This window comes from Burkholderia sp. Nafp2/4-1b, from assembly GCF_003635165.1.
Taxonomy (GTDB): domain Bacteria; phylum Pseudomonadota; class Gammaproteobacteria; order Burkholderiales; family Burkholderiaceae; genus Burkholderia.
Genome location: NZ_ML058619.1, coordinates 63444 through 88965, shown reverse-complemented (window position 1 = coordinate 88965; position 25522 = coordinate 63444). Strand labels below are relative to the sequence as shown.

At 69.0% G+C, this 25522-nt stretch carries 23 protein-coding genes; 12 read left to right on the top strand and 11 right to left on the bottom strand.

Annotated elements, in window-relative coordinates; translation table 11 throughout:
• Positions 1 to 68: 68 nt before the first annotated feature.
• The 7 genes from C7H84_RS27065 to C7H84_RS27035 form a co-directional block, all read right to left on the bottom strand.
• Entirely contained in the window at positions 69 to 1403 is a 1335-nt protein-coding gene (locus C7H84_RS27065; protein ID WP_121861651.1) for an LLM class flavin-dependent oxidoreductase, read from the bottom strand.
• Positions 1404 to 1428: 25 nt separating this feature from the next.
• Complete coding sequence (locus C7H84_RS27060; protein WP_121861650.1) at positions 1429 to 3114, bottom strand: ABC transporter ATP-binding protein; 1686 nt, start codon at positions 3112 to 3114, stop codon at positions 1429 to 1431.
• Complete coding sequence (locus tag C7H84_RS27055) at positions 3111 to 3980, bottom strand: ABC transporter permease (RefSeq protein WP_121861649.1); 870 nt, start codon at positions 3978 to 3980, stop codon at positions 3111 to 3113. Before C7H84_RS27055 ends, C7H84_RS27060 begins: the two co-directional genes overlap by 4 nt.
• 13 nt (positions 3981 to 3993) lie before the next feature.
• Positions 3994 to 5004 carry an ABC transporter permease gene (locus tag C7H84_RS27050; protein WP_121861648.1) on the bottom strand — a complete coding sequence of 337 codons (1011 nt, stop codon included), beginning with the start codon at positions 5002 to 5004 and terminating at the stop codon, positions 3994 to 3996.
• A gap of 63 nt (positions 5005 to 5067) precedes the next feature.
• Positions 5068 to 6708, bottom strand: coding sequence for an ABC transporter substrate-binding protein (locus tag C7H84_RS27045; protein ID WP_121861647.1), 1641 nt, complete (start codon positions 6706 to 6708; stop codon positions 5068 to 5070).
• 64 nt (positions 6709 to 6772) lie between these two features.
• The gene (locus C7H84_RS27040; RefSeq protein ID WP_121861646.1) at positions 6773 to 7348 is read right to left on the bottom strand and encodes a GNAT family N-acetyltransferase; all 576 of its coding nucleotides are present in this window, start codon (positions 7346 to 7348) and stop codon (positions 6773 to 6775) included.
• Positions 7345 to 8544 carry an MsnO8 family LLM class oxidoreductase gene (locus tag C7H84_RS27035; RefSeq protein WP_121861645.1) on the bottom strand — a complete coding sequence of 400 codons (1200 nt, stop codon included), beginning with the start codon at positions 8542 to 8544 and terminating at the stop codon, positions 7345 to 7347. The genes C7H84_RS27040 and C7H84_RS27035 overlap by 4 nt, the downstream gene beginning before the upstream one ends.
• Before the next feature lie 351 nt (positions 8545 to 8895).
• On the opposite strand from C7H84_RS27035, the gene C7H84_RS27025 reads away from it, so the two are divergent.
• From C7H84_RS27025 to C7H84_RS26980, 9 genes are all read left to right on the top strand, one after another.
• Positions 8896 to 10203, top strand: a complete 1308-nt coding sequence (locus C7H84_RS27025; RefSeq protein WP_121861644.1) for an NtaA/DmoA family FMN-dependent monooxygenase — start codon at positions 8896 to 8898, stop codon at positions 10201 to 10203.
• A gap of 214 nt (positions 10204 to 10417) precedes the next feature.
• On the top strand, positions 10418 to 11221 hold the full coding sequence (locus tag C7H84_RS27015; protein WP_121861643.1) for a transporter substrate-binding domain-containing protein: 804 nt from the start codon (positions 10418 to 10420) through the stop codon (positions 11219 to 11221).
• A 4-nt stretch (positions 11222 to 11225) separates the two neighbouring features.
• On the top strand, positions 11226 to 11960 hold the full coding sequence (locus C7H84_RS27010; RefSeq protein WP_121861642.1) for an ABC transporter permease subunit: 735 nt from the start codon (positions 11226 to 11228) through the stop codon (positions 11958 to 11960).
• Positions 11957 to 12724, top strand: coding sequence for an ABC transporter permease subunit (locus C7H84_RS27005; protein WP_121861641.1), 768 nt, complete (start codon positions 11957 to 11959; stop codon positions 12722 to 12724). Before C7H84_RS27010 ends, C7H84_RS27005 begins: the two co-directional genes overlap by 4 nt.
• A gap of 26 nt (positions 12725 to 12750) precedes the next feature.
• On the top strand, positions 12751 to 14142 hold the full coding sequence (locus C7H84_RS27000; RefSeq protein WP_121861640.1) for an LLM class flavin-dependent oxidoreductase: 1392 nt from the start codon (positions 12751 to 12753) through the stop codon (positions 14140 to 14142).
• A gap of 146 nt (positions 14143 to 14288) precedes the next feature.
• A complete protein-coding gene (locus tag C7H84_RS26995) occupies positions 14289 to 15821 on the top strand; it encodes a sugar ABC transporter ATP-binding protein (protein ID WP_240462106.1) in 1533 nt (510 codons plus the stop codon).
• Positions 15818 to 16873 carry an ABC transporter permease gene (locus C7H84_RS26990; RefSeq protein ID WP_121861638.1) on the top strand — a complete coding sequence of 352 codons (1056 nt, stop codon included), beginning with the start codon at positions 15818 to 15820 and terminating at the stop codon, positions 16871 to 16873. The genes C7H84_RS26995 and C7H84_RS26990 overlap by 4 nt, the downstream gene beginning before the upstream one ends.
• A 171-nt stretch (positions 16874 to 17044) precedes the next feature.
• Positions 17045 to 18115 carry a substrate-binding domain-containing protein gene (locus tag C7H84_RS26985; RefSeq protein ID WP_121861637.1) on the top strand — a complete coding sequence of 357 codons (1071 nt, stop codon included), beginning with the start codon at positions 17045 to 17047 and terminating at the stop codon, positions 18113 to 18115.
• 60 nt (positions 18116 to 18175) lie between these two features.
• Positions 18176 to 18706, top strand: a complete 531-nt coding sequence (locus C7H84_RS26980; protein WP_121861636.1) for an OsmC family protein — start codon at positions 18176 to 18178, stop codon at positions 18704 to 18706.
• 323 nt (positions 18707 to 19029) lie between these two features.
• Here C7H84_RS26980 and C7H84_RS26975 read toward each other — a convergent pair whose 3' ends face one another.
• Positions 19030 to 20334: a HipA domain-containing protein gene (locus C7H84_RS26975; protein WP_121861635.1), complete on the bottom strand. Its 1305-nt coding sequence runs from the start codon at positions 20332 to 20334 to the stop codon at positions 19030 to 19032.
• Complete coding sequence (locus C7H84_RS26970) at positions 20324 to 20608, bottom strand: helix-turn-helix domain-containing protein (RefSeq protein ID WP_121861634.1); 285 nt, start codon at positions 20606 to 20608, stop codon at positions 20324 to 20326. Before C7H84_RS26970 ends, C7H84_RS26975 begins: the two co-directional genes overlap by 11 nt.
• A gap of 384 nt (positions 20609 to 20992) precedes the next feature.
• Here C7H84_RS26970 and C7H84_RS26965 point away from each other — a divergent pair, with 384 nt between their 5' ends.
• The 3 genes from C7H84_RS26965 to C7H84_RS26955 all read left to right on the top strand — a co-directional run bounded on the left by C7H84_RS26965 (position 20993) and on the right by C7H84_RS26955 (position 22545).
• Positions 20993 to 21703, top strand: coding sequence for an MgtC/SapB family protein (locus C7H84_RS26965; RefSeq protein WP_121861633.1), 711 nt, complete (start codon positions 20993 to 20995; stop codon positions 21701 to 21703).
• Between the two features lie 72 nt (positions 21704 to 21775).
• Positions 21776 to 22201, top strand: a complete 426-nt coding sequence (locus C7H84_RS26960; protein ID WP_121861632.1) for a CBS domain-containing protein — start codon at positions 21776 to 21778, stop codon at positions 22199 to 22201.
• 26 nt (positions 22202 to 22227) lie between these two features.
• Positions 22228 to 22545 carry a DUF2934 domain-containing protein gene (locus C7H84_RS26955; protein ID WP_121861631.1) on the top strand — a complete coding sequence of 106 codons (318 nt, stop codon included), beginning with the start codon at positions 22228 to 22230 and terminating at the stop codon, positions 22543 to 22545.
• Positions 22546 to 22768: 223 nt separating this feature from the next.
• Here C7H84_RS26955 and C7H84_RS36560 read toward each other — a convergent pair whose 3' ends face one another.
• Positions 22769 to 22915, bottom strand: a complete 147-nt coding sequence (locus C7H84_RS36560) for a hypothetical protein (RefSeq protein ID WP_162999373.1) — start codon at positions 22913 to 22915, stop codon at positions 22769 to 22771.
• A 75-nt stretch (positions 22916 to 22990) separates the two neighbouring features.
• On the bottom strand, positions 22991 to 25210 hold the full coding sequence (locus tag C7H84_RS26950) for an ATP-binding protein (RefSeq protein ID WP_121861630.1): 2220 nt from the start codon (positions 25208 to 25210) through the stop codon (positions 22991 to 22993).
• Positions 25211 to 25522 lie beyond the last annotated feature (312 nt).

Below are 25522 nucleotides of genomic sequence, written 5' to 3'. Positions count from 1 at the left end.
AGCGCGCCGCACTGCGTGCCGCCGCGAATTTGCGCGCACCGCGATCGATCCACCGGGACGCCCGATGCTTACGCCGCGCGTGCGTGCCGGTTCGGCGGATACGGCAGCCCGAGATGCTCGCGCAGCGTCGCGCCTTCGTAACCGCGCCGGTACGCGCCGCGCTCCTGCAGGATCGGCACGACGCTGGCCGCAAATTCCGCGAATGCGGTTGGCGTGCCGCCGCGCACGATGAAGCCGTCCGTCGCGCGCGCTTCGACCCACGCCTGCAAGCCGTCGGCCACCTGTTCGGCCGTGCCCGCGAAGCTCGGTCGCGGCGTGGCGGCTTCGAGCGCGACCTCGCGCAGCGTCAGCCCGCGTTCGGCGGCGTCGCGCTTGATCGAATCGGTGGTACTGCGGAACTGGTTGCTGCCCAGCTCGCCGAGATCCGGAAACGGCGCGTCGAGCGCGTACTGCGAAAAGTCATGGTGATCGAAGTAGCGGCCGAGATAGTCGAGCGCGTTGTCGATCGTCACGAGCCGCGCGGTGTCCTGGTATTGCGCTTCCGCATCGGCTGCCGATGCCGCGACGATCACGCTGATGCCCTGGAACACCTTCAGGCTGTCGGGCGCGCGGCCGTGCGCGGCGAGCCGCCGCTGCACGTCCGCGTAGAACGCCTGCGCGAGCGGGATCGTTTCCTGGCGCGTGTAGATCGCATCCGCATGCTCGGCCGCGACGCCCTTGCCGTCGTCCGACGCGCCGGCCTGGAACAGGATCGGGCGCCCTTGCCGCGAGCGGCCGATGTTCAGCGGCCCGGCGACCGAGAAAAACTCGCCGACGTGATTCAGCGTGTGCAGCTTGTCCGGGTCGAAGAAGACGCCGCGCGCCTTGTCGCGCACGAACGCGTCGTCCTCCCACGAATCCCATAGCCCTTTCGTCACCGTCAGGAATTCCGACGCGATCCGGTAGCGCAGCGCGTGCTCCGGGTGGGCCGCGCGCGAGAAATTCTTCGCGGAACCTTCGAGCGGCGATGTCACCACGTTCCAGCCGGCGCGGCCGTCGCTCAGGTGATCGAGGCTCGAGAACTGCCGCGCGACGGTGAACGGATCGCTGTACGACGTCGACAGCGTGCCGACCAGCCCGATCCGCTCGGTGACGAGCGCGAGCGCCGACAGCAGCGTCAGCGGCTCGAACCGGTTGAGGAAGTGCGGGATCGACTTCGCGTTGATGTGCAGCCCGTCGGCCACGAACAGCAGGTCGAATTTCGCGGCCTCGGCCTGCGCGGCGAGCGTCCGGACGAAGTCCACGTTGATGCTCGCGTCGGCGACCGCGTCCGGATGCCGCCATGCGGACATGTTGCCGGACGCGCCCTGGATGATGGCGCCGAGGTGGATCTGGCGGGGAGAAGCGGGAATCGATTGGCTCATGTCAGCGGTTCTGCAAGGGGAAAGGTCATGCAAGTGCGGGCGAGCGCAACGCCGCATGCGGTTCGGGCAAGCTCGGCAGCGCGTCGAGCAGCGACGCGGTGTACGGGTGCGACGGCGCGCCGAACACCCGCTCCACCGGGCCGCTTTCGAGCACGCGGCCGCCGCGCATCACGAGAATCCGGTCGGCGACGTGATGAACGACGCCGAGATCGTGCGAGATGAACAGCATCGCGGTACCGTGCTCGGCCTGCAGGTCGGCAAGCAGATCGAGCACCTGCGCCTGGATCGATACGTCGAGCGCGCTGACGGGCTCGTCCGCGACGAGCAGCGCCGGATTCGACGCGAACGCGCGCGCGATCGCGACGCGCTGCCGCTGGCCGCCCGACAGTTCGCGCGGGTACCGGTCGAGGCACGCGGCGCCCAGCTGAACTTCGTCGAGCAGTTGCAGCACGCGGCGGCGCCGCGCGTCGCCGCGGATCCCGAGCGCATCGAGGCTTTCGCCGATGATGTCGCCGACCGGGTAGCGCGGGTCGAACGAACTGTAAGGATCCTGCGCGATCAGCCGCAGCCGCGCCCGTCGTGCCCGCCGCGCGGTTTCCGGCACGCTGCTCCACGGCTGGCCGTCGAGCGTGACGGCGCCGCTGTCCGGCTCGACGAGCCCGAGCACGATCCGCGCGACCGTCGACTTGCCGGAGCCGGATTCACCGACGATACCGAGCGTCTCGCCGCGCGCGAGCGTGAACGACACGCCGTCGACCGCGGCCGGCGTGTCGCGGCCGCCGTAGCGCTTCGTCAGCGCGTCGACGGCCAGTACCGGCGCATCCGGATCGATGCGCTTCGGCGGCAGCGGCACCTGGGCGGTCGCCGCGAGCCGGAATCCGCGCGACCCGGCGGTGGGAATCGCCGCGAGCAATTGGCGCGTGTACGGGTGCGCCGGCGCGCTCAACACCGCACGTGCCGGCCCCTGTTCGACCACCTGGCCGCCGCGCATCACGAGTACGCGATCGGCCAGTTCCGCGACGACCGCGAGGTCGTGGCTGATCAGCAGCACCGCGTCGCCGGCATCGCGGCGCGCACGCAGCAGCGACAGGATCTGGCGCTGCACGGTCATGTCGAGCGCGGTGGTCGGCTCGTCGGCGATCAACAGCGACGCACCGCCCGCGATGGCGGTGCCGATCAGCACGCGCTGCCGCAAGCCGCCCGACAACTGGTGCGGATACTGCGGCAGACGCCGCTCGGGGTCGTCGATGCCGACGGCCCGCAGCAGCTCGGCGCTGCGCGTCGCGACGTCGCGCCGGCGCGTGTCGTGCAGCGCCTCGGCCACCAGGTCGCGCACGCGCCACAGCGGGTCGAGCGACACCAGCGCATCCTGCAGCACATAGCCGATCCGGCGGCCGCGGATCGCGCGCCAGTCGCGTTCGCGATGGCGGCGCACGTCGACGCCGGCGATCTCGAAGCGTTCGGCGTCGAGCACCGCATGCGGGCCGTTCAGGCCGACGAGGCTGCGCGCGGTCACCGACTTGCCGGAACCCGATTCACCGACGATCGCGACGCATTCGCCGGCATGCACGGCGAGGTCGAGCGGCCCGACGACGGCCTGCGTGCCGCGTGCGCCGCGGGTGCGGCGAAAGCCGATCGTCAGACCTTCGATCCGAACCAGCGGCTCGGCGGCAGCGCCCGCGGCCGGCGCGACGAGTGCGGGGGCGTTCATGCGGCCTCCCGGCGCTCGAAGCGCGCCTGCCAGTAGCCGCCGAGCGCGTTCACGGCGATCACGGCCGCGGTGATGGCAAGGCCGGGCCACACCGCGATCCACCACGCGTTGTACAGATAATGGCGGCCCTCGGCGAGCATCAGCCCCCATTCGGCGGCGGGCGGCTGCGGCCCCATGCCGAGAAAGCTCAGTCCCGACGTGCCGATGATCGCGGTGCTGAGGCCGATCGTCGCGAGCACCGGCACCTGCGCGATCGCATGCGGCAATACGTGCCGCCAGACCAGCACCGCCGGTGCGAGGCCGAGCGTGCGCGCGTGCTCGACATGGCCGGAGCCGGCGACGACGAAGGTCTGCGCGCGCACCACGCGAGCGAAACGCGGCACCGACGCGACGCCGAGCGCGAACACCAGGTTCACCGCGCCCGGGCCGGTGAACGAGATCAGCATCAGCGCGAGCAGCAGGTCGGGGAACGCGGACACGACGTCGAGCATGCGCGTGATCAGCTCGTCGAGCCAGCCGCGCGCGAGGCCCGCGAAGAGCCCCAGCGCGGTGCCGAACACGGTCGCAACGCCGATCGCGGCCGCGCTGATCGACAGCGAGTAGCGCGCGCCGTACACGACCCGCGAGAAGATGTCGCGGCCGAGCTGATCGGTGCCGAGCCAGTGCTCGGCGCTGCTGCCGAGCTGCGCCGACAGCGGATCGGCGGCCAGCGGGTCGTAGTGCGCGAGCCATCCGGGCGCCGCGACGGCGATCGCGTTCAGCAACAGGTAGGCGGCGGCCAGCGCGAGGCCGGGATGCCGGCGCAGCCAGCCGGCCACGCGAGGCTTCGGCGCTGCGCGCAACGTGAGTTCGACGGGAGTGGACATCGATGCCTCCGGTTCAGCGACGTGCGCGGCGATCGCGCAGGCGTGGGTCGATCAGCAGGTACAGCAGATCGACGGCGGTGCTGAGCGCGACGTAGATCGCCGCGGACAGGATCGCGATCGCAAGGATCACCGGCATGTCCTTCGACAGCACCGCATCGACCGTCACCTTGCCGAGGCCCGGCCGGCCGAACACCTGCTCGGTGATCACCGCGCCGCTCAGCAGCCCGCCGACCAGCCAGCCGGCCAGCGTGACGGCCGGCAGTGCCGCGTGGCGCAGCGCATGGCGCACGCGCAGCGCGAGCCCGCCGATACCCCATGAGCGCACGGTCAGCGCATACGGCTCGTCGAGCGCGCGCTCGATGCCTTGCCGCAACACGCGGCCGATCACGGCGCCCTGTGCGAGCCCGAGCGACAGCGCGGGCAGCACGAGCGATGCGAAGCCGCGATCGCCGGCCACCGGAAACAGCTTCAACGTGAAGCTGAACACGAACAGCAGCATGATCCCGAGCCAGAACGACGGCGTGGACGCGAGCAGCAGTTCGACGCCGGACGCCGCGCGCCCCGCCCAGCGACGGCCGGCCGTCAGCACCGCGAGGCCGACCGCGAACGCGATCGTCACGACGAGCGCCGCGCCCGTCAGCTTCAGCGTCGGCCACAGCTGGCCGAGCACGAGCGGCGCGACGTCGGTGTTCAGGATGTACGAGCGGCCGAAGTCGCCGTGCAGCACGCGCCACAGGTAATGCGCGTATTGCAGCGCGAGCGGTTCGTCGAGCCCCCATTCCCGGCGGATCGCGGCCTCGATCTCGGGCGTGCTCAACTGCTCGCCGATCAGGATGCTGACGATGTCGCCCGGGGCGAGATGCACGGCGGCGAACGACAGCGTCACGGCGGCCCACAGCACGAGTGCGCCGGTTGCGAGCCGCGTCGCGACCGGCGAAGCCGTCCAGCGGCGCCAGGCGGGCGGCGAGGACGCGGCCGGCAGCGCGTCCGGGACGGAGACGGGAGCGGAGGGCGAAGGGTTCATGTGCGAGTTCTCCTGTCGGGTCGGCGCAAATCAGGCGCGAAAAGCAGGCCGATACGCGCCCGCTTACTTCTTCACCCACACGTCGTACGGGTTCTCCGGCATCTGCGCGAACGAGCGGAAGCGCAGCCCCTGGACCGCCTTCGCGGCGGCGATCTGGTCTTCGGGCTCGTACAGCGGCACCGCGTACGCCTGCTCGTTGAGCGCGAAGCGCTGCAGCTCGCCGTACAGCTTCTTGCGTTCCGCGACGTTTTGCGTGTGCGCGGCCGCCTGCAGCCAGCGTGTCAGCTCGGGCGCCGCGGCGCGGCTGTAGTTCAGTGCGCCGCCGCGGTCGACGGGCAGGTAATGGCCTTCGATGTCGATCCCGTCCGGCGGTGTGTTCGAGTTCGCGATCGAGCCGAACTTGCCGCTCTTGCGCGCTTCGACATACGTGCCGTCGTCGACGTACTGGATCTTCAGGTCGACGCCGAGCCGTTGCCGCGCCTGGGCCTGCAGCGCCTGCAGCAGCACGTCGCGCTGGTCGCGCACCGTCGCCTGCGCCTGGATCACCGCGATCGTCAGCCGCTCGCCGTTCTTGGTGCGGTAGCCGCCGCTGTCGCGCGCGTTCCAGCCGGCTTCGTCCAGCAGCTGGTTCGCGAGCTTCGGATTGTTGCCGTAGGTCTTTTCGATCGCGGCGTCGTAGAACGGATCGATCGGCGACGTGACACCCCACGCACGCGTGCGCTCGCCGCGGTAGATCGACTGCACGATGCCGGTCGTGTCGAGCCCTTCGAGCAGCGCACGGCGCACCTTCACGTCCTGCGTGGGGCCGTATGCGACGTTCAGGAACAGCGAGTACGGCGTACCGGTGTTGAGCGCGCGGCGATAGGTGAAGTCGGTGTTCTTGCGGATCAGCGCGGCGTCGTTGCCCGACACGCCTTCGATCACGTCGACCTGGCCGGACAACAGCGCGCCGGTGCGCACCGACGACTCGGGCAGGAACCGGTAGACGATCCGGTCCAGGTAGGCCGGCCCCTGGTGGCCCGCCGTCGGCGGCGCCCAGCGATAGTCGGGGTTCTTCGCGAATTCGATTTCCTGCCCCTTCACATAGCGGCGCAGGATGAACGGGCCGGTGCCGGCGATGTCGGTGCCGCCCGACTTCAGGCTCGGGCGATCGAACGCGTTCGGCGACAGCAGCGGCAGCCGGCCGGCGAACGTGAGGAACGGCGCGTACGGTGCGTCGAGCGTGATGACGACCGTGCGCTCGTCCGGCGTCTTCACGTCCGCGACGTGCGAGATCAGCCGCGCGAGCTGGCTGCCGGCCGAGTACGACAGTTCGCGGGCATTCAGGAAGTTGCGGGCGACGGCCTTCGCGTCGAACGGCGCGCCGTCGGTGAACTTCACGCCGTCGCGCAGCGTGAACGTGTAGGTCTTGCCGTCGGCGGCGACCTTGTAGCCGGTCGCGAGCCACGGCACGTAGCTGCCGTCGGGCTTCTGCACGAGCAGGCTTTCGTAGGCGTTGCGCAGCAGCAGCTCGACCTTGTCCTGGCCGTTCAGTTGCGGGTTCAGCGTGCGCGGCTCCGTTTCGACGCCCCAGGTCAGCGTGCCGCCCGAGACGGGCGTGCCCTGTGCGAAGGCCGCGCACGGCAGCGCGAGCGTGAGCAGCAGTGCGGCCGATGCGGTGCGGCGCGATGCGCGCGGAGCGGAATCCGGAAATGCGAATGTCATGCGGGGAAGCCTTTCTCGAAGTGGGTAGCGGGTGATGCGATGCGGGCGGCCGGCAACCGGCGCGTCACGCGTTTGCGTGCAGGTGCACGCCGTGCGCGGCGGTATCGTGCGCCGCCGGATCCGGGTAGAGATCCGGGATCAGGATTTTTCTCAGCCACACGAGCGGCGTGCCGAGCGCATTCGTCGAGCGGTCGAACGGTACGTAGCCGCGGCGCTCGTAGTACGACTGCAGCCACGGATGGTTGGTCGCGGTCGCGAGGTACGTCGCGGGTGCCTTGACCTGCGCGGCCAGGAACTGCGTCTCGACGTGCGCGATCAGCGCGTGCCCGAAGCCTTGCCGCTTGAACGCGGGCGCGACGGCGAACCAGTGCAGGAACGGGTACGGCGTGCGCTGCCGTTCGCCGGATACCCACGGGAACCGCACGGTCAACGTGGCTGCGAGGGCCGCATGGCCTTCCGCGGTCGTGTGTTCAAGCACGAACGTCGTTTCGCGCGCGACGGTCTGCGCGACGCGTTCGATCGGCGAGCGCGTGATCGTGAAGTGCACGCCCTGCGGCACGAGCGGAGCGTACGCGTCCTGCAGCAGCGCGTAGACGGCCGGCACGTCGTCGGCGCCGGCAATGCGGATCGTCCCGGTCATCGCGCAGTGCCCTCGAAGTCCGGTTCGCGCGCGAGCGTACGGGCGCCGGCGGGGCGAGCATCCGGTTCGTGTCGTGACGGCGCATCGTCATGGTCAGCGGCGCGCGCGCCGGCCAGCAATCGCAGCGACGCAATCCGCGGTGCGGCGTCGGCTAGCGGCGTGTCGACGACGAATTCGGCAATCCCGTGACGGCGATGCAGCGCGTCCAGCTCGCGCAGCACGTCGTCGCGCGTGCCGTGCACGATCCGCGTTTCGCGCGGTTCGATACGATGCGGGCCGTTGCCCGCCTGGCGGATATACGCGTGCGCCTGCTCGAGGCTGCCGACGTTGACGGCCGGCGTATCGCCGACCTGGACGCGAAAGCCCTGATGTCCGCTCGCCAGTCGCGCGGCCGCTTCGCGGGTATCGGCGACGATCGCGGACACCGCGAGCAACGGCGTGCGGCCGCCGGACGCGTTTCGATACGCGTCGAATGCACGTTCGAGATCCGTCGCGGATGCGTTCAGGTGCGACGCATAGACGAATGCCCAGCCGAGATGTGCGGCGAGCGTGGCGCTGTCCGCGCTTGCGCCGAGCAGGAATGGTTGTGCGGGTACCGGCGGCAGCGGTGTCGCGTGCAATGCGGCGATGTCGTCGCCGGATGCGTCGGATGCGGCCGGCGCGTCGGATGTGTCCGATGCTTCAGCCCGCGTGCCGTCGTGTCGAAGATGCCGATTCAGTTCGGCGGCGAGATCGGCGAACGACGCGCGTCGCGACGGATCGTAGCCGGCCTGCAGCGCGCGCGTGGACAGCGGCAGGCCGCCCGGCGCCTTGCCGATGCCGAGATCGACGCGGCCCGGCGCGAGCGACGCGAGCAGGTTGAAGTTTTCCGCGATCTTGTACGGACTGTAGTGCTGCAGCATCACGCCGCCCGATCCGACGCGAATGCGGTGCGTATGCGCGAGCACGTGCGCGATCAGGATCTCCGGCGACGGGCACGCGAGCGTGGCGGTGTTGTGATGTTCAGCGAGCCAGTAACGGTGATAGCCGGCGGCATCGGCGAAGCGCGCGAGCGATACGGTGCGTGCGAGCGCGTCGGTGGCCGTTTCTCCCGGCGCGACGGGGCTCTTGTCGAGCACGCTCACGCGAAACGGTAACGTGGAGAGCGTCGGCAAAGCGGACGAATCGGAGTTGGAGCGGATGGCGTCGAACGTCATGGCGAGGCGATCGGCGCGGGTCGAAGCGGCCTGATCAACTGGGTTGGCATGCCGAATTATTTTTCGCCGCCGTTCGCGCGGTCAAACAATCAAGAAGAATATCGAAAGCCGAAAATATTCGTTCCGGCCGACCAGGGGGCTTGCGTTATGGTCGTTGGCTGCGCGCCTCGCGGCGCGTGCCCGGAGTCTGCCGGACGATGATTCGACGCGAGCCTGCTCGCCGTCGCGACGCCGACATGCCTCCGCCGACCGAACGCAATCACAAGGAATCCGAATGAATGATCAACGCGAACGACGCGACCCACGTGCGACGCGCCGCGCACGCTATCGCACGACAACCGGAGCCGCGTCATGAGCGGCGCACGCAGACGGCTGAAGACGCTCGTCGGCGCGGCGAGCGTGCTGTACGCGCCGGGCGATGCGGATGTCGCGCACGGCGTGCGGCGTGCAGCGTCGCTTGCACGCAAGGCGGAAGCCGAGAAGATCACGGGGCTCTTTACCGCCGACCTGCTGCAGGCCGATGCGGCCGGCCTTGCCGGCACCACCGGCAGCCAGGAGCCGATCGTCGCGCTCGCGGCGTTGAGCCAGGCGACCTCGGCCATCGGGCTCGTCGCGACGGTGTCGACCACCTATCACCATCCGTACAACCTCGCGCGGCTGATCGGCACCCTCGATCACGTGAGCGGCGGCCGCGCCGCGTGGAATGCGGTGACGTCGTCGGTCGGCGAGGAAAATTTCGGCGATGCCGCGCTACCCGATCCGGAGCGGCGTTACGCCCGTGCAGCCGAATTCGTCGAGGTCGTCAACGCGCTGTTCGATGCGAACGATCCGCGCGCGACGCGGCGCGGGCAGGGCGGCGGCATCTCGGTCGATCCGCGCAAGCTCGGTGCCATCGACTACCACGGTGCGCACTTCCAGGTGCAGGGGCCGCTGAATGTGCCGCCGTCGCCGCAGCGCAGGCCCGTGCTGTTTCAGGCCGGGCAGTCGGCCAGCGGCGTCGCGCTCGGCGCGAGGTATGCGGAAGTCGTCTACACGTCGCAGCCGACGCTCGACGATGCGCGCGCGTTCGTCGCCGAGCTGCACCGGCAGGCGGTTGCATTCGGTCGCGGCGACCGGCTGCCGCTCGTGATGAACTCGTTTCATTCGGTGATCGGCGAATCCGATGCCGACGTCGCGCGCCGGTTGCGCGACAAGCATGAGCGCATCGATTACGAACAAGGGCGGCTGAAGCTCGCCGACATGCTCGGCGGCGGCGTCGACCTGCGCGACCTGCCGCTCGACCAGCCGTTGCCGGCATCGCTGCTGCCGTCGATCGACAGCGTGCATCGCCGGCGCGGACGGGTGGCGATCTTCGTCGGCTACGCGCGCCAGCGGCTGACGCTGCGCGAGCTGATCATCCGCGCGCAGGAGACCGGGCACTGGTCCGTCGCCGGCACGCCGGAGCAGCTCGCCGATGCGATCGAAATGCGTTATCACGGGGGGCTCGTCGACGTGCTGTCGCTGCACGGGCTCGGCCAGCCGGACCAGGAAGACCTGCTGCTCAACGGCTTGCTGCCCGAATTGCGACGGCGCGATCTGCTCGATACCGACTACCTGGGCGGCGATTTCCGCGCGAACCTGGAGCTGCCGGCACTGCAACGCGAGGCCGCGACGACGTAAGCGGTGAGCGATTGAACGGATGAGCGGATGAGCGGGCTAAGGCGTGAGTGGCACATCGCGCCACCCGTTCGACGCTGCGTCGTTCCGCCATATCGCACGATCAGATATCCATCGAAAAAATAACCATTTGGTACACGCTTCGGCGCGCATTACAGTCTGGCCTCCTGCCGGCTGCAACGCCGGTCGTTCCGACGTTATTTCAGAAATGCGCCACATGAATCGTTTGATGCGTTCCAGGGTCCGCCGTGCCGCGGCCGCGCTGTTTGTGATCGGCCTCGCGCCGGCTGCCCATGCGGCCCAGCCGACATTGCGCGTCGGCATCGACGCCGAGTCGTATCCGCCGTTCTTTTCGAAGGATGCGAGCGGCAAGTGGAAGGGCTGGGAAATCGATGTGCTCGACGCCGCGTGCGGCAAGCTGAACGTGCGCTGCGAGCTGACCGACATTGCGTGGGACGGCCTGATCCCGGCGTTGCAGAACCGCAAGATCGACGTGATCTGGTCGTCGATGACGATCACCGGCGAACGGCAGAAGGCGCTCGATTTCAGTCGCGCCTATTACGAATCGCCGACGGTGTTCGTCGGCGCGAAAAGCGATCGGCGCCGCGTCGACTGCGCGGTGCCCGCGAGCTTCAAGGGACGCGTGATCGGCGTCGAGGCCGGCACGAACTTCTCGGCGTTCCTCGATGCGCGTTTCAAGCAGGATGCGCAGATCAAGTCCTTCGACAAGTTCGACAACGCGCTGGCGGACCTGGTGTCCGGTCGCGTCGACTACGTGCAGGAAGCCAAGGGGCTGTTCACGGCATTCCTGTCGTCGCGCGACGGCAAGGACTTCGAGATCAAGGCCACGTGCGCGGACAATCCGGTGCTGGGCCTCGGCATCGGCGCGGGCGTGCGGCACGGCGATGCGCTGCGCGGCAGGCTGTCGACCGCGATCGCGCAACTGCAGCAGGACGGCACGTGGGACGCGATCACCGCCCGCTATCCGAACCTGAAAGGCACGATCGAGAAGGGCCGTTGAACCGATGGCCGCGGACGATTCGCTGCTCGGGTTGCTCGCGTTCGGCGACGGCGGCTATGGCCGCGTGTTCGCGAGCGCGTTCGCGCTGACGTTCGGCGTCGCGGCAGCGTCGTTCTGCACCGGCGCGCTGCTCGGCCTCGCCGGCGCGCTCGCCAAGCTGTCGCGATACGCGCCGCTTGCATGGCTCGCGCGGCTCTACACGACGCTCGTGCGCGCGCTGCCCGAGCTGTTGTGCCTGCTGCTCGCGTTCTATGCGGTCGCGCCGGCCGTCGAGAACGCGCTGCGCGGCAGCGGCATCGTATCCGACGGCTTCGCGTTCGATCCGTTCGTCGTCGCCGCGCTGTCGCTCGGTTTCATCCAGGGCGCGTATCTCACCGACATCTTCCGCGCGGCACTCGTCAACGTCCCGGTCGGCCAGATCGAAGCCGCGCATGCGTACGGCATGACGCCGTGGCAGACGTTCACGCGCATCCGGCTCCCGGCCGCCGCGCGGCTCGCGCTGCCGGGCGTCGGCAACGTGTGGCTGAACGCGACCAAGGATGCGTCGTTCATCAGCGTGCTCGGCTCGTTCACGGACCTGCTGAAGGCGAGCCAGCTCGCGGCCGGTGCGACGCGCCACTACGTATTCTTCTATCTGGTCACGGCCGCGCTGTTCCTGTTGTCGAGCATCACGTCGACCGGCATCTTTGCGGCGCTCGAGCGGCATGCGAACCGCGGCACGAGGCGGGCGACCCCATGATCTTCTCGCTGCCGTTCCTGCTCGATACGGTGATGCCGAAGCTGCTCGCCGCGGTGCCCACCACGCTCGCGCTGACGCTGTTGTCGGGTGCGGCGAGCGTGCTGCTGGGCGTGCCGCTCGCGCTCGCCGCCGGGGCGCGCCACAGGCCGCTGCGCTGGTCCGCGCGCAGCTGGCTGATGCTGATTCGCGGCACGCCGCTGCTCGTTCAGCTCTATCTGCTGTACTACGGATTCGGCCAGATCGTGCCGCGCGAGTGGATGCGCGACAGCTGGGCGTCGCCGCTGCTGCGCGACGCGTTCTGGTACGCGATCGTCGCGTTGAGCGTGAACGAGAGCGCGTATGTCGCAACGATCCTGCGCGGCGCGATCGCCGGCGTGCCGGCCGGCGAGATCGAGGCCGGCCACGCATACGGGATGACGCGCATGCAGGTGCTGCGCCGCATCGTCGGCCCGCGCGCATGGCGGCTTGCGCTGCCCGCGCTCACCGGAGAGGCGATCCTGCTGCTGAAATCGACCGTCCTCGCGTCGACCGTGACCGTGTTCGACGTGATGGGGACGGCCAATACCTTGCGCTTCGAGACGTTGCGCGTGTACGAACCGCTGGCCGGCGCGGCGATCGTCTATGTCGTGCTGGTCGCGCTGCTGACCATTCCCGCCGCCCGTGTCGAGAAGCACATCAATCGCCATCTGACGCGCGTGCCCGACGCACGCGTGCCCGCCCGGCGCCGCCGCGCGTCGTCGGGCGCGTGGGCGGCACCCAACTGATTCCTCCCTGGTAACCGAATTCGACGATGTCCGATCCTCGCCCGTTGCTGTTTTCCCTGTACGAACAAGCCAGTGTCGGCTGCGGCGGTGCGCCGAGCCTCTGGACCCATCCCGCCGACGAGCGGCTGCGCGCGAATACGCTCGCGTTCTGGTCGAACCTCGCGCGCACGGCCGAGCAGGCCGATCTCGACATGCTGTTCTTCGCTGACGTGCTCGGCCTGTACGACGTCTATGGCGGGTCGGCCGACGCGGCGGTGCAGTGGGCTGTCGAGGCGCCCGCGAACGATCCGATGATGCTGATTCCGGCGCTCGTCGCGCAGACCGAGCGGCTCGCGTTCGGCGTGACCGCGAGCACGACCTACGAGCATCCGTTCGCGCTCGCGCGCCGCTTCAGTACGCTCGATCACCTGAGCAACGGCCGGATCGGCTGGAACATCGTGACGTCGTATCTGACGAGCGCGGCGCGCAACTTCGGGCTCGACCGGATGATCGGCCACGACGAACGCTACGCGCGTGCGGAGGAGTTTCTCGACGTCGTCTACAAGCTGTGGGAAGGGAGCTGGGCGGACGACGCGGTCGTTGCCGACAAGCACGCGCCGCGCTATGCGCGCGGCGATCGCGTGCGGCCGATCGCGCACGAAGGCACGCACTATCGCGTGCAGGGGCCGCACGTTTGCGCGCCGTCGCCGCAACGTTCGCCGGTGCTGATCCAGGCCGGGTGGTCCGGACGCGGGCGCGAGTTCGCGGCGAAGCATGCGGAGGTGGTGTTCGTCGCGAAGTCGAATCCGCACGAGATTCGCGCGGGCCTCGACGAGATCCGGCGGCTCGCGGCGGAACGCGGGCGGGCGGCGGACGACGTGAAGTCGCTGACGGTGCTGCGGATCGTGACGGCGCGCTCGTCGGCCGACGCGAAGGAGAAATATCACACGCTGCAGCAGCACTATCACCAGCACGCGCAACTCGTCAGCTATGCGGGCGATACCGGCATCGACATCGACCGCTATGCGGACGACGAGCCGCTGACGACGCAAACCGAGGGGCTGACGTCGTACGTGGTGCGGCCGGACGGCAGCGGCAAGCCGCTCACCGCCGGCGACGTGCGGCGCAAGTTCGCGAGCGTCACGCGCGGCACCGACCTGATCCTCGTCGGCTCACCCGACGAAGTCACCGATCAGCTCGCCGAGCATGCGCGACAGTCGACGACGAGCGGCTACATGATCAATCCGTTGATCTGCCCCGGCACGCTCGACGACTTCGCCGAACTGATCGTGCCGGAACTGAAAAAGCGCGGCCTGTACCGGACGACGCCTCCGGCCGGCACGTTCCGCTCGCGGCTGAGCGGCCGCGACCGCCTGCCGGACACAGCACATGGGGCGTCGTTCCGGCAGCCCGCAACCGAGGAAACTGCCGGGCGCTGACGCACCGATCATGCGGAACGGCCATCAACGGAGGGGCGTGACATGAATCATGACGTGCTGTTGCTGTTGCTGTTCGCGTTGCGACCGCATCGTGCGGACCAAGGCCTGCCGGCATGACTGACGCGGCGAATTTAAGCAGTCGTGCGATGCGCGAAGAGCGATCGGGCCGATCGGCGCCGCCGCCCATCCTGAGCGCCGTCGGCATCGCGAAGCGTTTCGACGCGACTGTCGCGCTGTCGGCGCTGCACCTGTCGATCGGGGCGGGCGAAGTCGTCGCGTTGATGGGCGCGAACGGCGCGGGCAAGTCGACGTTCGTCAAGATCCTGAGCGGCGTGCTGCGACCTGACGACGGCACGCTGACGCTGCGCGGCGCGCCATATCGACCGGCGTCGCCGCATGCCGCCAAGCGGCTCGGCATCGCGACCGTGCACCAGTCGGTCGCCGATGCCGTCGTGTCGACGCTATCGATCGCCGACAACCTGCTGCTCGACCGGCTGTGCGACCCGGCCTCGCCGTGGCGCGCGCCGCCGGCCGCGCGGCGCGCCGCGGCCCGGCCGCTCGCCGAGCGGGTCGGGCTCGACGTCGACCTGGCGGCGCCGCTGGCCTCGCTGTCGCTGGCGGACCAGCAGCGCGTGACGTTGGCGCGCGCGCTCGCCGGGCAGCCGTCGCTGCTGATTCTCGACGAGCCGACCGCCAGCTTGTCCGCACCGGAAGCCGAGCGGCTGTTCGTGCTCGTGGATGCATTGCGCCGCGACGGCGTTGCCATCCTGCTGGTGTCGCATCGGCTCGGCGACTTGCGCCGCATCGCCGATCGCGTGGCGATCGTCCGTGACGGAAGGATCGTCGCCGATCTGGCCGCGCCGGTCGACTTCGATGCGGCGGTGGAGACGATGATCGGGCGGCCGTTACCGGGTGCGCGGGCATCGGCGCCGGGTTCCGCTGGGCGCGCGGGCGCCGACGCCGGCGACGGTCAGGGCTTCAGCATGCGGCAGCTCCGGCTGACGCCGGCCAGCGCGCCGTTCGACCTCGACGTGCGGCGCGGCGAGATCGTCGCGATCGCGGGCCCGGTCGGCGGCGGCAAGTCGCGCCTCGCGAATACGATCTTCGGCGCGGCGCGTGCGTGCGCCGGCGAAATGACGCTCGATGGCCGGCCGTGGCGGCCGCGCTCGCCGGCCGACGCGATTCGTGCGGGCGTGTTCCTCGCCGGCGAGGACCGCTGGCGCACGTCGCTCTTTCCCGACAGCGTGCCGTTCTCATCGATCGCGGGCACGATCGGCTTTCCGTTCCTGTCGCGCTGGTTCGCCGGCGGTGCGGTGCGCCGGCATCGCGAACGCGCGGCCGCTGAAGCGGCGATCGAGCGGTTCGGCATTCGCTGCACGGGCCCGGACGCTCGCGTGGCGCACCTGTCGGGCGGCAACCAGCAGAAAGTCGTGCTCGCGCGCTGGCATGCCGAAGCCGCGCGCCTGCTGCTGCTCGACGAGCCGTTTCAAGGCATCGATGCGGGCGCGCGGGCCGATATCGTCGATACGCTGCGCCGTCATGCGCACGAGCGCGCGACGATCGTGTTCGTCAGCGATCTCGAAGAGGCGGCCGAGATTGCCGACCGTATCGTGCGGTTCGATCGCGCGACGGTTGACGACCCGCCTCCGATTTCTTCCCTCGTGCGTGCCTGCCCATGAAACCCGTGACTTCTTCCGCCGTGACGCATGCCGCACCCGTCGAACGGTCGCGCCCCGCGCCGGTCCGCATCCGCGACGCCCTCGAGCGAACCGGCATCCTGCTCGTGCTGGTGCTTCTCGTGGTCGTGTTCGCGATCAAGGAGCCGGCATTCCTGAACGTCGACAATCTGTTCAGCATCCTCCAGGCGGTGTCGATCGTCGCGTTGCTCGGTATCGGCGTCACGATCACGCTCGCGGCCGGCGGCTTCGACCTGTCGGTCGGCAGCATCGCCGCGACCGCGCAGATGGCCGCCAGCTACGTGCTGGTCGTCTGGCACGGCAGCACGCTGGCCGCGCTGATCGCATGCGTGACGCTCGGCGTGGCCGCCGGCCTGTTCAACGGCTTGCTGATTACGCGGCTGCGCGTGCCCGACCAGCTCGCGACGCTCGGCACGCTGTTCCTGATGGCCGGCTTGCAGCTGATCCCGACCGGCGGCCGTTCGCTCGCGACCGGCTCGGTGCTGCCCGACGGCACGGACGCGACGGGCGTGTTTCCCGACGCATTCCTCGCGCTCGGTCGACTGCGCGTGTTCGACGTGGTGCCGTTGCCGGTGCTGATGCTCGCCGCGGTGACGGTGCTCGCCTGTGTCGCGATGGAGGCGACCCGGTGGGGGCGCGTGATCTATGCGATCGGCGGCAACGAAACGGCCGCGCGGTTGGCCGGCGCGCCCGCCGCGCGCTATCGGGTCGCCGCGTATGTCGTGTCGGGGGCGATCGCGTCGCTGGGCGGGGTGCTGATCGCTGCGCGGGTCGGCCGTGGCGACGTGAGCGCCGGCCACTCGCTGCTGCTCGACGCGGTGGCCGCCGCGCTGATCGGTTATGCGGTGTGGGGCGCGAAACGACCCAACGTGTTCGGCGCGGTCGTGGGTGCGGTATTCGTCGGCGTGCTGCTCAACGGGCTGACGATGCTGAACGCGCCGTACTACATGCAGGATTTCATCAAGGGGGCGCTGCTCGTGCTCGCGCTGGCGTTCACGTTCGGCATCGGCCGCAGGACGGATGCGCGAGCGTGAGCTCATGGGATGATGCGCCGTGCGGGTTGGCGCGCATCGATTCTCCGGCTCGCGCGCACTCGTAATGGTTTGTGATCCTAAGTCATAACCATTGCCGAATCGCTCGGTTTGAGTTCGCGTGTCGCGCTGATAGATTGGGCGGATACCGTCCTATCTGGAGACAGGCCCGCCATGCGCTCGTTGCTTCGCCGGAAATCGCGCGTCGATCTGAAGATCGGCGCACTCATGCTGTGTGTCGCAGCCGCGCTGGGCGTGCCTGCCGCACATGCCGGTCCGCTCAAGGGCGCGCCCGCGCCGTTCGACAAGGGCGGCGTCAAGATCGCGCTGGTCAATTATCTGTCGACCGGCGACTTCTTCCAGGCGTACGAAGCCGGCGCGCAGAAGCAGGCACGCGCACTCGGCGTCGATCTGCGCATCTACGAGGGGCGGCAGGATGCGGCCGAACAGCGCGAGCAGATTCAGCAGGCGATCAGCATCGGCGTGTCCGCGATCATCGTGAACCACGGCTTGCCGGAGTCGCTGAAGGACGTCGTTCAGCGTGCGCTGGACAAGGGCATCAAGGTCGTCGCGTTCGACGTCGATCTCGGCAATCCGAAGGTGCCGCAGATCGAACAGAACGACCGCGACCTGGCGAACCTCCTGCTCGGGCAGGCCGTCAAGGACAACGGCGACGCGTTCGCGGCAGGTTACGTCTATGTGGCCGGCTTTGCGCCGCTCGATCGGCGCGACGCCGCGTGGCGGGACTTCAAGCGCGCGCATCCGAAGGTGCAGGAAAAAGCGCGCTGGGGCACCGTCGACAATCCGATCGCGCAATCCGTCGCGAACCAGGCGGCGGCCGCCTATCGGGCGAACCCCGACATTCGCGTGGTGTTCGCGCCGTACGACGAGTTCGCGCGCGGCGCGAAGCTCGCGGCGGACGAGGCAAAGCTGTCGTCGAAGATCCGCATCTACAGCGCGGACATCTCGACGGCCGACATCGAGGCCATCCGCGCGCCGAACAGCGCGTGGGTCGCGACGGCCGCGACCAATCCCGCCGTAGTCGGCGCCGTGTCGGTGCGGGCGGCGGCATTGCTGGTCGCCGGCCAGAACCCGGGCGCGCGCATCGCGATCCGGCCGACGCTGATCACGCGCGATGATCTCGTGAAAAACGACATTCGCACCGTGGCCGAACTCGGTGCGAAGTTCCCTGCATTTCGCGCGAGCGATGCGGCGACTGCCGCATGGATTCCTGCAATCGACTGACCGCCTTCGCGCGCGGCGAATTGTTTCGCCGCGCGCGCACAACCTGCCTGTGATTCGACCATGACGACCCTGAACGACTATCTCCTGCAAAAACGCGATGCGTGGCATGCGAAGCAGCAGGCCGCACGCAGCGATCCCGATTTCAAGGCGACACGGCTGAAGGCGACCGTGCGCGCGCTCGGCCGCAGCGGCGTGCGCGAGATTCGGATTCGCGATTTCCAGGTGATCAGCGACAGTCCGCCCGACTTCGCTGGTTATAACCTCGGGCCTGCGTCGCCGGAACTGCAACTCGGCGTGCTCGGCAGCTGCCTCACGCACATCACGTTGATCCAGGCCGCGGAGCGCGGCTTGAAGATCGACGCGATCGAAGTCGAAGTCACCGGCGACCAGCATCCGCTCGCGCAACAGCCGGGATTCGAGCACGTGCCGGTATTTCCGCACAACATCCGCTATACGCTCGACATCGTGTCGCCCGAGTCGCCCGAGGCCATCCACGCGTTGCATCAGGCGGTCGAAGCGGCGTGCCCGATCTTCAACCTGCTGAGGCTGCCGCAGAACATCGACGGTGAGTTGCGGCATAGCCGGGCGTGACAGTGAGCGGTGGTTTGCCGTGTGTGCGCGTTTCATCGCGTCGCATGCGGCAAGTACGGTGCGGCCGGAGTAGGGCTGCGATTGCACGCCGGTGTTTGCATTCGTCCGAGTTTTGTAACGAAACAGATGCATTGTGATAAGAATACTTATCTCGATACCAGCGATGCGAATGAATATCGCCGATGAAATTGCCACCTGAAACGTTCATTCGGGGCGGGCGATGCTGCGGTGTCGACACATGACGGATGGGCGCCGAGGGCCCTGACGAGATCGCGGCAGGGCACCAGCACGGAGCGCCCACGCGGTCGCCCGCTCGTTACTCGTCAATCCCGCGTCGGCCGCAGCGCGCGCCCCATCTCCGCGATCGGCATCGCGACGATCGAATTCAGCAACCGCATTTCGCCGGCATCGGGCCGCGCGATCTCCCGCACTTCATCGAGCGTCTGCGCGACATGACGATCGAGCGGCTCGAGAAAGCGCTGCAATTCACTGGCGGCGGCCTTGTCCCTCAGCCCCAGCGCCTGACCGAACGCGACCAGCGCATTCACGTCGATATCGGCAAACCGCGTCGCGTTGCCGAGCGGCATCGTCAGCTCGCAGTTTGGCCAATGATCGCCGCGATGGTCGGGCCGGTGCGTCGGCGTGTGATACGCGACCGTGCTGACGATGTCGTAGAACGGCGCAAGCCGGTAACCGCGTGCGTCGACGAAGAACGACAGGTTCTTCAGGTGCGCGTCGGCATTGCCCACCACGACATTGAACACGGTCCAGCGGAACACCGACAGGCGCGCCAGCGCGCGCGTGCTGGTGCGGTCGATCGCGCGGGCGAGTTCCTGCGCGTTCGCACGCTGGTACTTGAAGCCGCGGTCGTAGTTGAGCAGCTGCATCGCGTCGATCGTATGCACGCGTCCGGCCGGTGCCGAAGTGACGTCGCGATCGAACCGGTCGATCACGTAGCACGCGGACGGCGCGCGCAGGAAATGCACGGCCGGTACGTCGAGCCCCATCTTCCTCGCGAGCGTCATGCAGAAGAATTCGTTGATCGCCGAATGCGGATAGCCGGCCGCGCGCATGTCCGGCTTCAGCAGGTGCATCGACGGCTCGCTGCCGAGCGGCTCGTACAGCGCGTAGTCGGGCGCGTCGCCGCGCAGCACGAGCAGCAGCTTCTGCTGCGCGCCGGCCGCCGACATGCGCTTGGGCGCGGTGGCCGTCAGCGCGCGCTCGGGCATCGCCCGGATCCGCCGTTCGAGCTCGTCGAGCGGCAGCGGCTGCAGGCCGCCGGGTGCTTCCTGCTCGCCGTCGGCCAGCAGCGTCAGCGCACCGGCCGATTCGCGGCCGAAGTACGCGAGCAGGCCCCACGCGTCGGCGGCGTCGACCTTCGCCTCGCGCGCGAGCGACATGCGCATGCCTTCCTCGGGCAGCAGGTTGTCGAAGAACCACTGGACCGGGCGATCGGTCGACGTGTCGGTGAAGGTCTCCGCGCGCAGCGGGAACGCCGGCGACAGCGGATACGCGGCCGGCGACGCGCGCCATTGCGGGTCGTATGCGAACGACCAGATGCCTTTGTCGTCGGTCAGCGTGCCCATGCGCACGCCGTTGGCGGAGGCGATCAGCGTTCTAGCCGCCATGGCTGCTCCGGCGGCGTTGCGCGGCCTTCAGCGCTGTGGCTTCCGAAATCTCGACCGACGATTCGGCGTACAGGCGCACGCCGAGTTCGCCGAGCAGCAGCATGACCTTGCCGATTTGCGCGGTCGGCTTCCCGCCTTCCACCTGGCTGATGAATTTCGGCGACAGCCCGGTCGCGTTCGCGAGTTCGTCGCGCGTGAACCCCTGCTGGATCCGCGCGGCGCGAATGAGGTGGGCGAGCGCGCCGATCGTGTCGACGGACTGGGGCTCCGGCATGACGTTCTCCGTGCTTCGTATCTGATCGGGAACAGTATTGCACAACTTGCCGGGCCGGACATGATTTCGTATCCGTACAGGAACGGACAGGCGATCGACGCCGCTTGCCGCGCCGTTCCGTACCCGATCGGAAGCCGAGCGTCAGGAAATCGCCGGCGAGAATGCGATTCGTATTCGATTGGATACGGACAAGCGCCGGCGCGAGGGTTCGCAATCGTACGGACCTTTCTACAATCCGCGTTGCCGCACTACACGGTGGCGCGCGTCCATGCAGCGGCGCCACACACCAAAGGGGTGAAGCAGGTCCGAAGCTTGCGTCGCGCAAACGTCGTTCGCGGTCGTACCGCGACGCATCGTGCATGACGATTTGCATGGGAGGCGCATATGGAGCCGATGCCGCTCGTCCTTCAGTGGAACGAGGTCCTCGCCAGGATCGCGCTGGCGCTGGTCGCGGGCGCGCTGGTCGGGCTGAACCGCAGCGAGTCCGGCAAGACGGCCGGGCTGCGCACGACGATCCTCGTGTGTCTCGCCGCGTGCCTGTCGATGCTGCTGGTCAACGCGCTGCTGCTGCAGGCCGGCAAGCCGGAGGGCGGATTCTCCCAGCTCGACCTGATGCGGCTGCCGCTCGGCATCCTGACCGGGATGGGCTTCATCGGCGGCGGCGCCATCCTGCATCGCGACGGCCTCGTGTCGGGCGTGACCACGGCCGCGACGCTGTGGTTCGTGACGGTCATCGGCCTGTGCATCGGCGGCGGCCAACTGTCGCTCGGTACGCTCGGGCTGGTGCTCGCGCTGCTGGTGGTCTGGCCGCTGCGGTTCGTCGAGCAGCGCTTGCGGCACACGAGGAAGGCGCTGATCACGGTCGAGTATCAGCGCGGATCGTCGGCGCGCGATCAGCTGGACGCGAAACTGCGCGATGCGGGTTTCACGTGCCGGACGAAGGGTTTTCGCGAAACGGCCGCGCTTGCGGTGCGCGAGGAGGAGCTGTTCGTGCAATGGCGCGAAGCGCCGGCCGGCGACGCGATGCTGAAGCAGTTGATGCGGATCGTCGAAACGGCCGGGCTGACGTCGGTGCGCTGCTCGACGGAGAACTGACCCGCGCGCCGCGCGGAACGCGCGATGCTCGTGCAGCAGGCCGCCTTGGGGCGGCTTACCCAGGAGCGAAACATGACATGTGTATCTGAAGTGATGACGCGCGATGCCGCGACCATCGCGCCGACGCAGACCTTGCGCGAGGCGGCGAAGCTGATGGACGACCTGAACGTCGGCTCGCTGCCGGTGTGCGACGGCACGCGGCTCATCGGCATGCTGACCGATCGCGACATCGTCGTGCGCGCGGTGTCGATGGGCGTGCGGCCGGACGAGCCGATCGAGGGCGTGGTCAGCGGACCGGCGAACTGGTGTTACGAAGACGACGACATCTCCGCCGTGCAACAGAAGATGGAAGAAGCGCAGATTCGCCGCGTGCCGGTGGTCGACCGCGAGAAACGCCTGGTCGGCATCGTCGCGCTGGGCGATCTGGCCACGTCGGCCGACGGCGGGATTTCGTCGACGCTCGGCGCGGTGTCGGCGCCGTCGCGCCCGGACCGGTGAGCCGCGCGACAGAAACGGAGAACGAAATGAACCAGGACAGGGAAACGCAGATCAGGGAGCGTGCATACCGGCTGTGGCAGGCCGACGGCGAGCCGGATGGCCGGGCCGACGAATACTGGCAGCGGGCCGAGCAGGAGTTCGACGCGCAAGAAAGCGGCACGGCCGCGGAAGGCAGTGCGGACGAGAGGGCCAGTGCGCAAGGCCGTGTTGACGACGACGCCGAACCTGCGACGGACTGGCCGATCACGCAGTCCGCGAAACGTCGCATCCCTGGCGACCCGCTGCAGGAGGCCAATGCCGTGCCGCCCGCCGAGGTCGCGCACGAAAAACGCCGCAAGCGGTGAGCCGCGCTGGGCGGCCATGACGTGGCACGCGGTGCGCTGCGCCGCGCGCCGGCGTTCCGTGGCCCGACGCATCCCCGGTCGAGAGCGCGGAGCACGCGGGCACTCGTCGAATTCAACGTGAACGCGGTCGTTGCGGGTGCGATGTATTGCGGCGAATTCGAGGAGCGCACCAAGCAGCTCGTCGATGAAATCACCGCCCGCCGCGGGCGGCGGGGCAACGCGCTCAGCCGTCCTCGCCCACCTCCGTCGGGTCCGGCAAGTCGGGCAGGTGTTCACGCTCCGGCGACGCCGGAATGTCCGGCGTGTCGGGCTGGTCGGCCGCGTCGCCGTCCGGGTCCGGTGTCGGGTTGCTCGTGTTGGTCGGGCTCATGAGCGCTCTCCTCGGTATCGAAAGGGCGCCGGCACGTGGCCGGCATGCCGCTTCGGAGCATGGCGCGTGCCGCGTTCAGCGGCCGGCTTCCACGCCCGTACCGGCGCCGTCCGGCGTATCGCCGAGCGGCCACGGCCGGCTCATCACGAGATTCAGTGCGGCCGGATCGACCGGCTTCACGAAATGCTGCAGGAACCCGGTCGCGAGACAGCGCTCGCGGTCCGCATGGCGGCCGTAGCCGGTCAGCGCGAGGAACATGCATGGTGTGACTTCGTTGATCGCCTTCAGTCGGCGCAGCAACTCGTAGCCGTCCATCACCGGCAACCCGATATCGAGGATCGCGACGTCCGGCCGATACGCGCGATACGCTGCCAGCGCGGTCACCGGGTCGTGCACGACGGCCACTTCGTGGCCGGCGTCGCGCAGCCATTGCGCGAGCGTCGACGCGGCATCCTCGTTGTCATCGACCAGCATCACGCGCCGGCCGCTGCCCGGCGTCATGTCGCGGATGCTCGGCGGCGCCTGCGGCGCGACCGCGGCCGCCGGTTTCGGCCGGTATTCAGGCAGCGCGATCGTAAACGTGCTGCCGCAGCCGGGCCCGGCGCTGTCCGCGCGTACCGTGCCGCCGTGCAGGTTCACGAGGCTGCGCACGAGCGCGAGGCCGATGCCCAGGCCGCCGAGCGCCTGCTTGGTTTCGCCGTCGATCCGATAGAACGGCTCGAAGATGCTGTCGAGGCGATCGGGCGGAATCCCGGCGCCGTTGTCGCAGACTTCGACGAGCACGGTACCGTCCGCGCAGCGCGTCGCGCGCACCGTGATGTCGCCGCCCGGCAGCGTGTATTTCGCCGCGTTGGTCAGCAGGTTCGCAACGACTTGCGACAGCCGGACCGGATCGCCATGGCAGTGCGCGTCCGGGTCGGTATCGACGTGCAGGCGATGGCGGCGCTGCTCGAGCAGCGGGCTCGCGACCTCGACCGCGCGGTCGACGATGTCGGCCAACCGCACGGCTTCCTTCTTCAGCGTGATCTTGCCGCGCGTGATGCGCGATACGTCGAGCAGGTCGTCGATCAGCCGCACCATGTGATCGAGCTGCCGCTGGATGATCGCGATTTCGTTCGGCGTCGCGTGGCCGTCGCGATTGCGGATCAGTTCGAGTGCGAGCGAGATCGGCGTCAGCGGATTGCGCAGTTCATGACCGAGCACCGCGAGAAACTGGTCCTTCGCCTGGTTCGCGTCGCGCAATTCGCCGAGCAGCCGGTCGCGCTCGGTGCTCGCCGCAACCAGCTTCTCGCGTGCGGCGACGTGGTCGGTCACCTCGACCGCGCTGACGATCACGCCGAGCCCGTCGGCGAGCGGCTGCGGATTGAAATGCAGCCGGTATACGCGGGTACCTTCGTCGTCGGGCCGGTCGTGGTGTTCGCCGATCGTCGTCGAGCGGCCGTGCACGCGGGCCGCTTCGAGCGCGCGCCCGATCGCGGGCGTATCGCCGCCGGGCAGCACCGAGGTCAGCGGCTGATCGACGATGTCGGCCCGGCCGCACAGCGCGGAGAAGCGGTGATTCGCGAGCACGATCCGGTGCTCGGGGCCCGACAGCAGCGCGATCGGCAGCGGCGCGTGCATCAGCACGCCGTTGCGTTGCTGCTCGGCGTCCTCGCGGCGGCGAATTTCATCGCTCAGCGCGCGAGCGCGCTGCTGCGACAGCGCGAGCGTCAGGTGCAACTCGTTTTCATCCTCGCGCAGCGACGCGGCGGGCAGGATGCGGCGGTGCAGCGCGCACACATTGCGGAACATCTCCGACTGCTCGGCGCTCGGAAACGCATCGTGCGGATAGCCGCAGTAGAGCGAAAAACGGTAGCGCTCGATCAGCTCGTTCCACAGGGCTTCCAGCCGCAGCGCGCCGGCGTACCGATGTTGCGCGCACAACAGCGCGACCATTTCGCCGAACGCGTGCACGGGCCGGCCGGCGCGCACCGCCGTCTCGACGATCGTGCCGACCGAGCGGCGAAAGCGCGCCGGATCGGGCAGGTCGCCCACCATGAAGCTGTCGAGCAGCGTCTGCGCGCTCGACATGAAGATGCGGCCGCGCGCCGCCTCGTCGATCGACGTTCCCAGCTGCTCGTGCACCGCCGCAAGCCGGTCGGGCCGCGCGATCACGATCGCGCTGCCGCCGTCGCGCAGCGCATCGCCCGCGAACGACGCGACTTCCGACACGAGTTGCTCGCCGGATTCGTAGAACTGGACGAAGTGATCGGCCCGAAGCGGCACCGATTCCAGCAGGGGAGAGGCAGGTTTCATAGGCTCACGACCATACGGTGCCGCCGGCGGCCGTCGATCGGAGGCCACCGCCATATCCGGCGGGCAGCAGCAAGTCCCGTGCCGCGACCCGGTCCCAGCGCAGCGACCGGCGTGGCGGCTTGTGGCGCGGGCCCCGACGGGCGGGCGCCATGCCGAAATGTGTCGAACTTGTAAATTCTGCAGCGAATTGGTGGATCGATGCATGTTCGCCGCGCGCGACCGACGGCATGTCGCTTGCTGGAAGCGGGGTTCGCCGGGGCTGTTTCGACGCGCGTCGCGGCGGCCTTCAGCCCCGCAGCCCAACCGCACGAC

Coding starts and splice junctions, on each gene's coding strand:
- C7H84_RS27065 (WP_121861651.1), bottom strand. CDS start 1,403: ATGAGCCAATCGATTCCCGCTTCTCCCCGCCAGATCCACCTCGGCGCC.
- C7H84_RS27060 (WP_121861650.1), bottom strand. CDS start 3,114: ATGAACGCCCCCGCACTCGTCGCGCCGGCCGCGGGCGCTGCCGCCGAG.
- C7H84_RS27055 (WP_121861649.1), bottom strand. CDS start 3,980: ATGTCCACTCCCGTCGAACTCACGTTGCGCGCAGCGCCGAAGCCTCGC.
- C7H84_RS27050 (WP_121861648.1), bottom strand. CDS start 5,004: ATGAACCCTTCGCCCTCCGCTCCCGTCTCCGTCCCGGACGCGCTGCCG.
- C7H84_RS27045 (WP_121861647.1), bottom strand. CDS start 6,708: ATGACATTCGCATTTCCGGATTCCGCTCCGCGCGCATCGCGCCGCACC.
- C7H84_RS27040 (WP_121861646.1), bottom strand. CDS start 7,348: ATGACCGGGACGATCCGCATTGCCGGCGCCGACGACGTGCCGGCCGTC.
- C7H84_RS27035 (WP_121861645.1), bottom strand. CDS start 8,544: ATGACGTTCGACGCCATCCGCTCCAACTCCGATTCGTCCGCTTTGCCG.
- C7H84_RS27025 (WP_121861644.1), top strand. CDS start 8,896: ATGAGCGGCGCACGCAGACGGCTGAAGACGCTCGTCGGCGCGGCGAGC.
- C7H84_RS27015 (WP_121861643.1), top strand. CDS start 10,418: ATGAATCGTTTGATGCGTTCCAGGGTCCGCCGTGCCGCGGCCGCGCTG.
- C7H84_RS27010 (WP_121861642.1), top strand. CDS start 11,226: ATGGCCGCGGACGATTCGCTGCTCGGGTTGCTCGCGTTCGGCGACGGC.
- C7H84_RS27005 (WP_121861641.1), top strand. CDS start 11,957: ATGATCTTCTCGCTGCCGTTCCTGCTCGATACGGTGATGCCGAAGCTG.
- C7H84_RS27000 (WP_121861640.1), top strand. CDS start 12,751: ATGTCCGATCCTCGCCCGTTGCTGTTTTCCCTGTACGAACAAGCCAGT.
- C7H84_RS26995 (WP_240462106.1), top strand. CDS start 14,289: ATGCGCGAAGAGCGATCGGGCCGATCGGCGCCGCCGCCCATCCTGAGC.
- C7H84_RS26990 (WP_121861638.1), top strand. CDS start 15,818: ATGAAACCCGTGACTTCTTCCGCCGTGACGCATGCCGCACCCGTCGAA.
- C7H84_RS26985 (WP_121861637.1), top strand. CDS start 17,045: ATGCGCTCGTTGCTTCGCCGGAAATCGCGCGTCGATCTGAAGATCGGC.
- C7H84_RS26980 (WP_121861636.1), top strand. CDS start 18,176: ATGACGACCCTGAACGACTATCTCCTGCAAAAACGCGATGCGTGGCAT.
- C7H84_RS26975 (WP_121861635.1), bottom strand. CDS start 20,334: ATGGCGGCTAGAACGCTGATCGCCTCCGCCAACGGCGTGCGCATGGGC.
- C7H84_RS26970 (WP_121861634.1), bottom strand. CDS start 20,608: ATGCCGGAGCCCCAGTCCGTCGACACGATCGGCGCGCTCGCCCACCTC.
- C7H84_RS26965 (WP_121861633.1), top strand. CDS start 20,993: ATGGAGCCGATGCCGCTCGTCCTTCAGTGGAACGAGGTCCTCGCCAGG.
- C7H84_RS26960 (WP_121861632.1), top strand. CDS start 21,776: ATGACATGTGTATCTGAAGTGATGACGCGCGATGCCGCGACCATCGCG.
- C7H84_RS26955 (WP_121861631.1), top strand. CDS start 22,228: ATGAACCAGGACAGGGAAACGCAGATCAGGGAGCGTGCATACCGGCTG.
- C7H84_RS36560 (WP_162999373.1), bottom strand. CDS start 22,915: ATGAGCCCGACCAACACGAGCAACCCGACACCGGACCCGGACGGCGAC.
- C7H84_RS26950 (WP_121861630.1), bottom strand. CDS start 25,210: ATGAAACCTGCCTCTCCCCTGCTGGAATCGGTGCCGCTTCGGGCCGAT.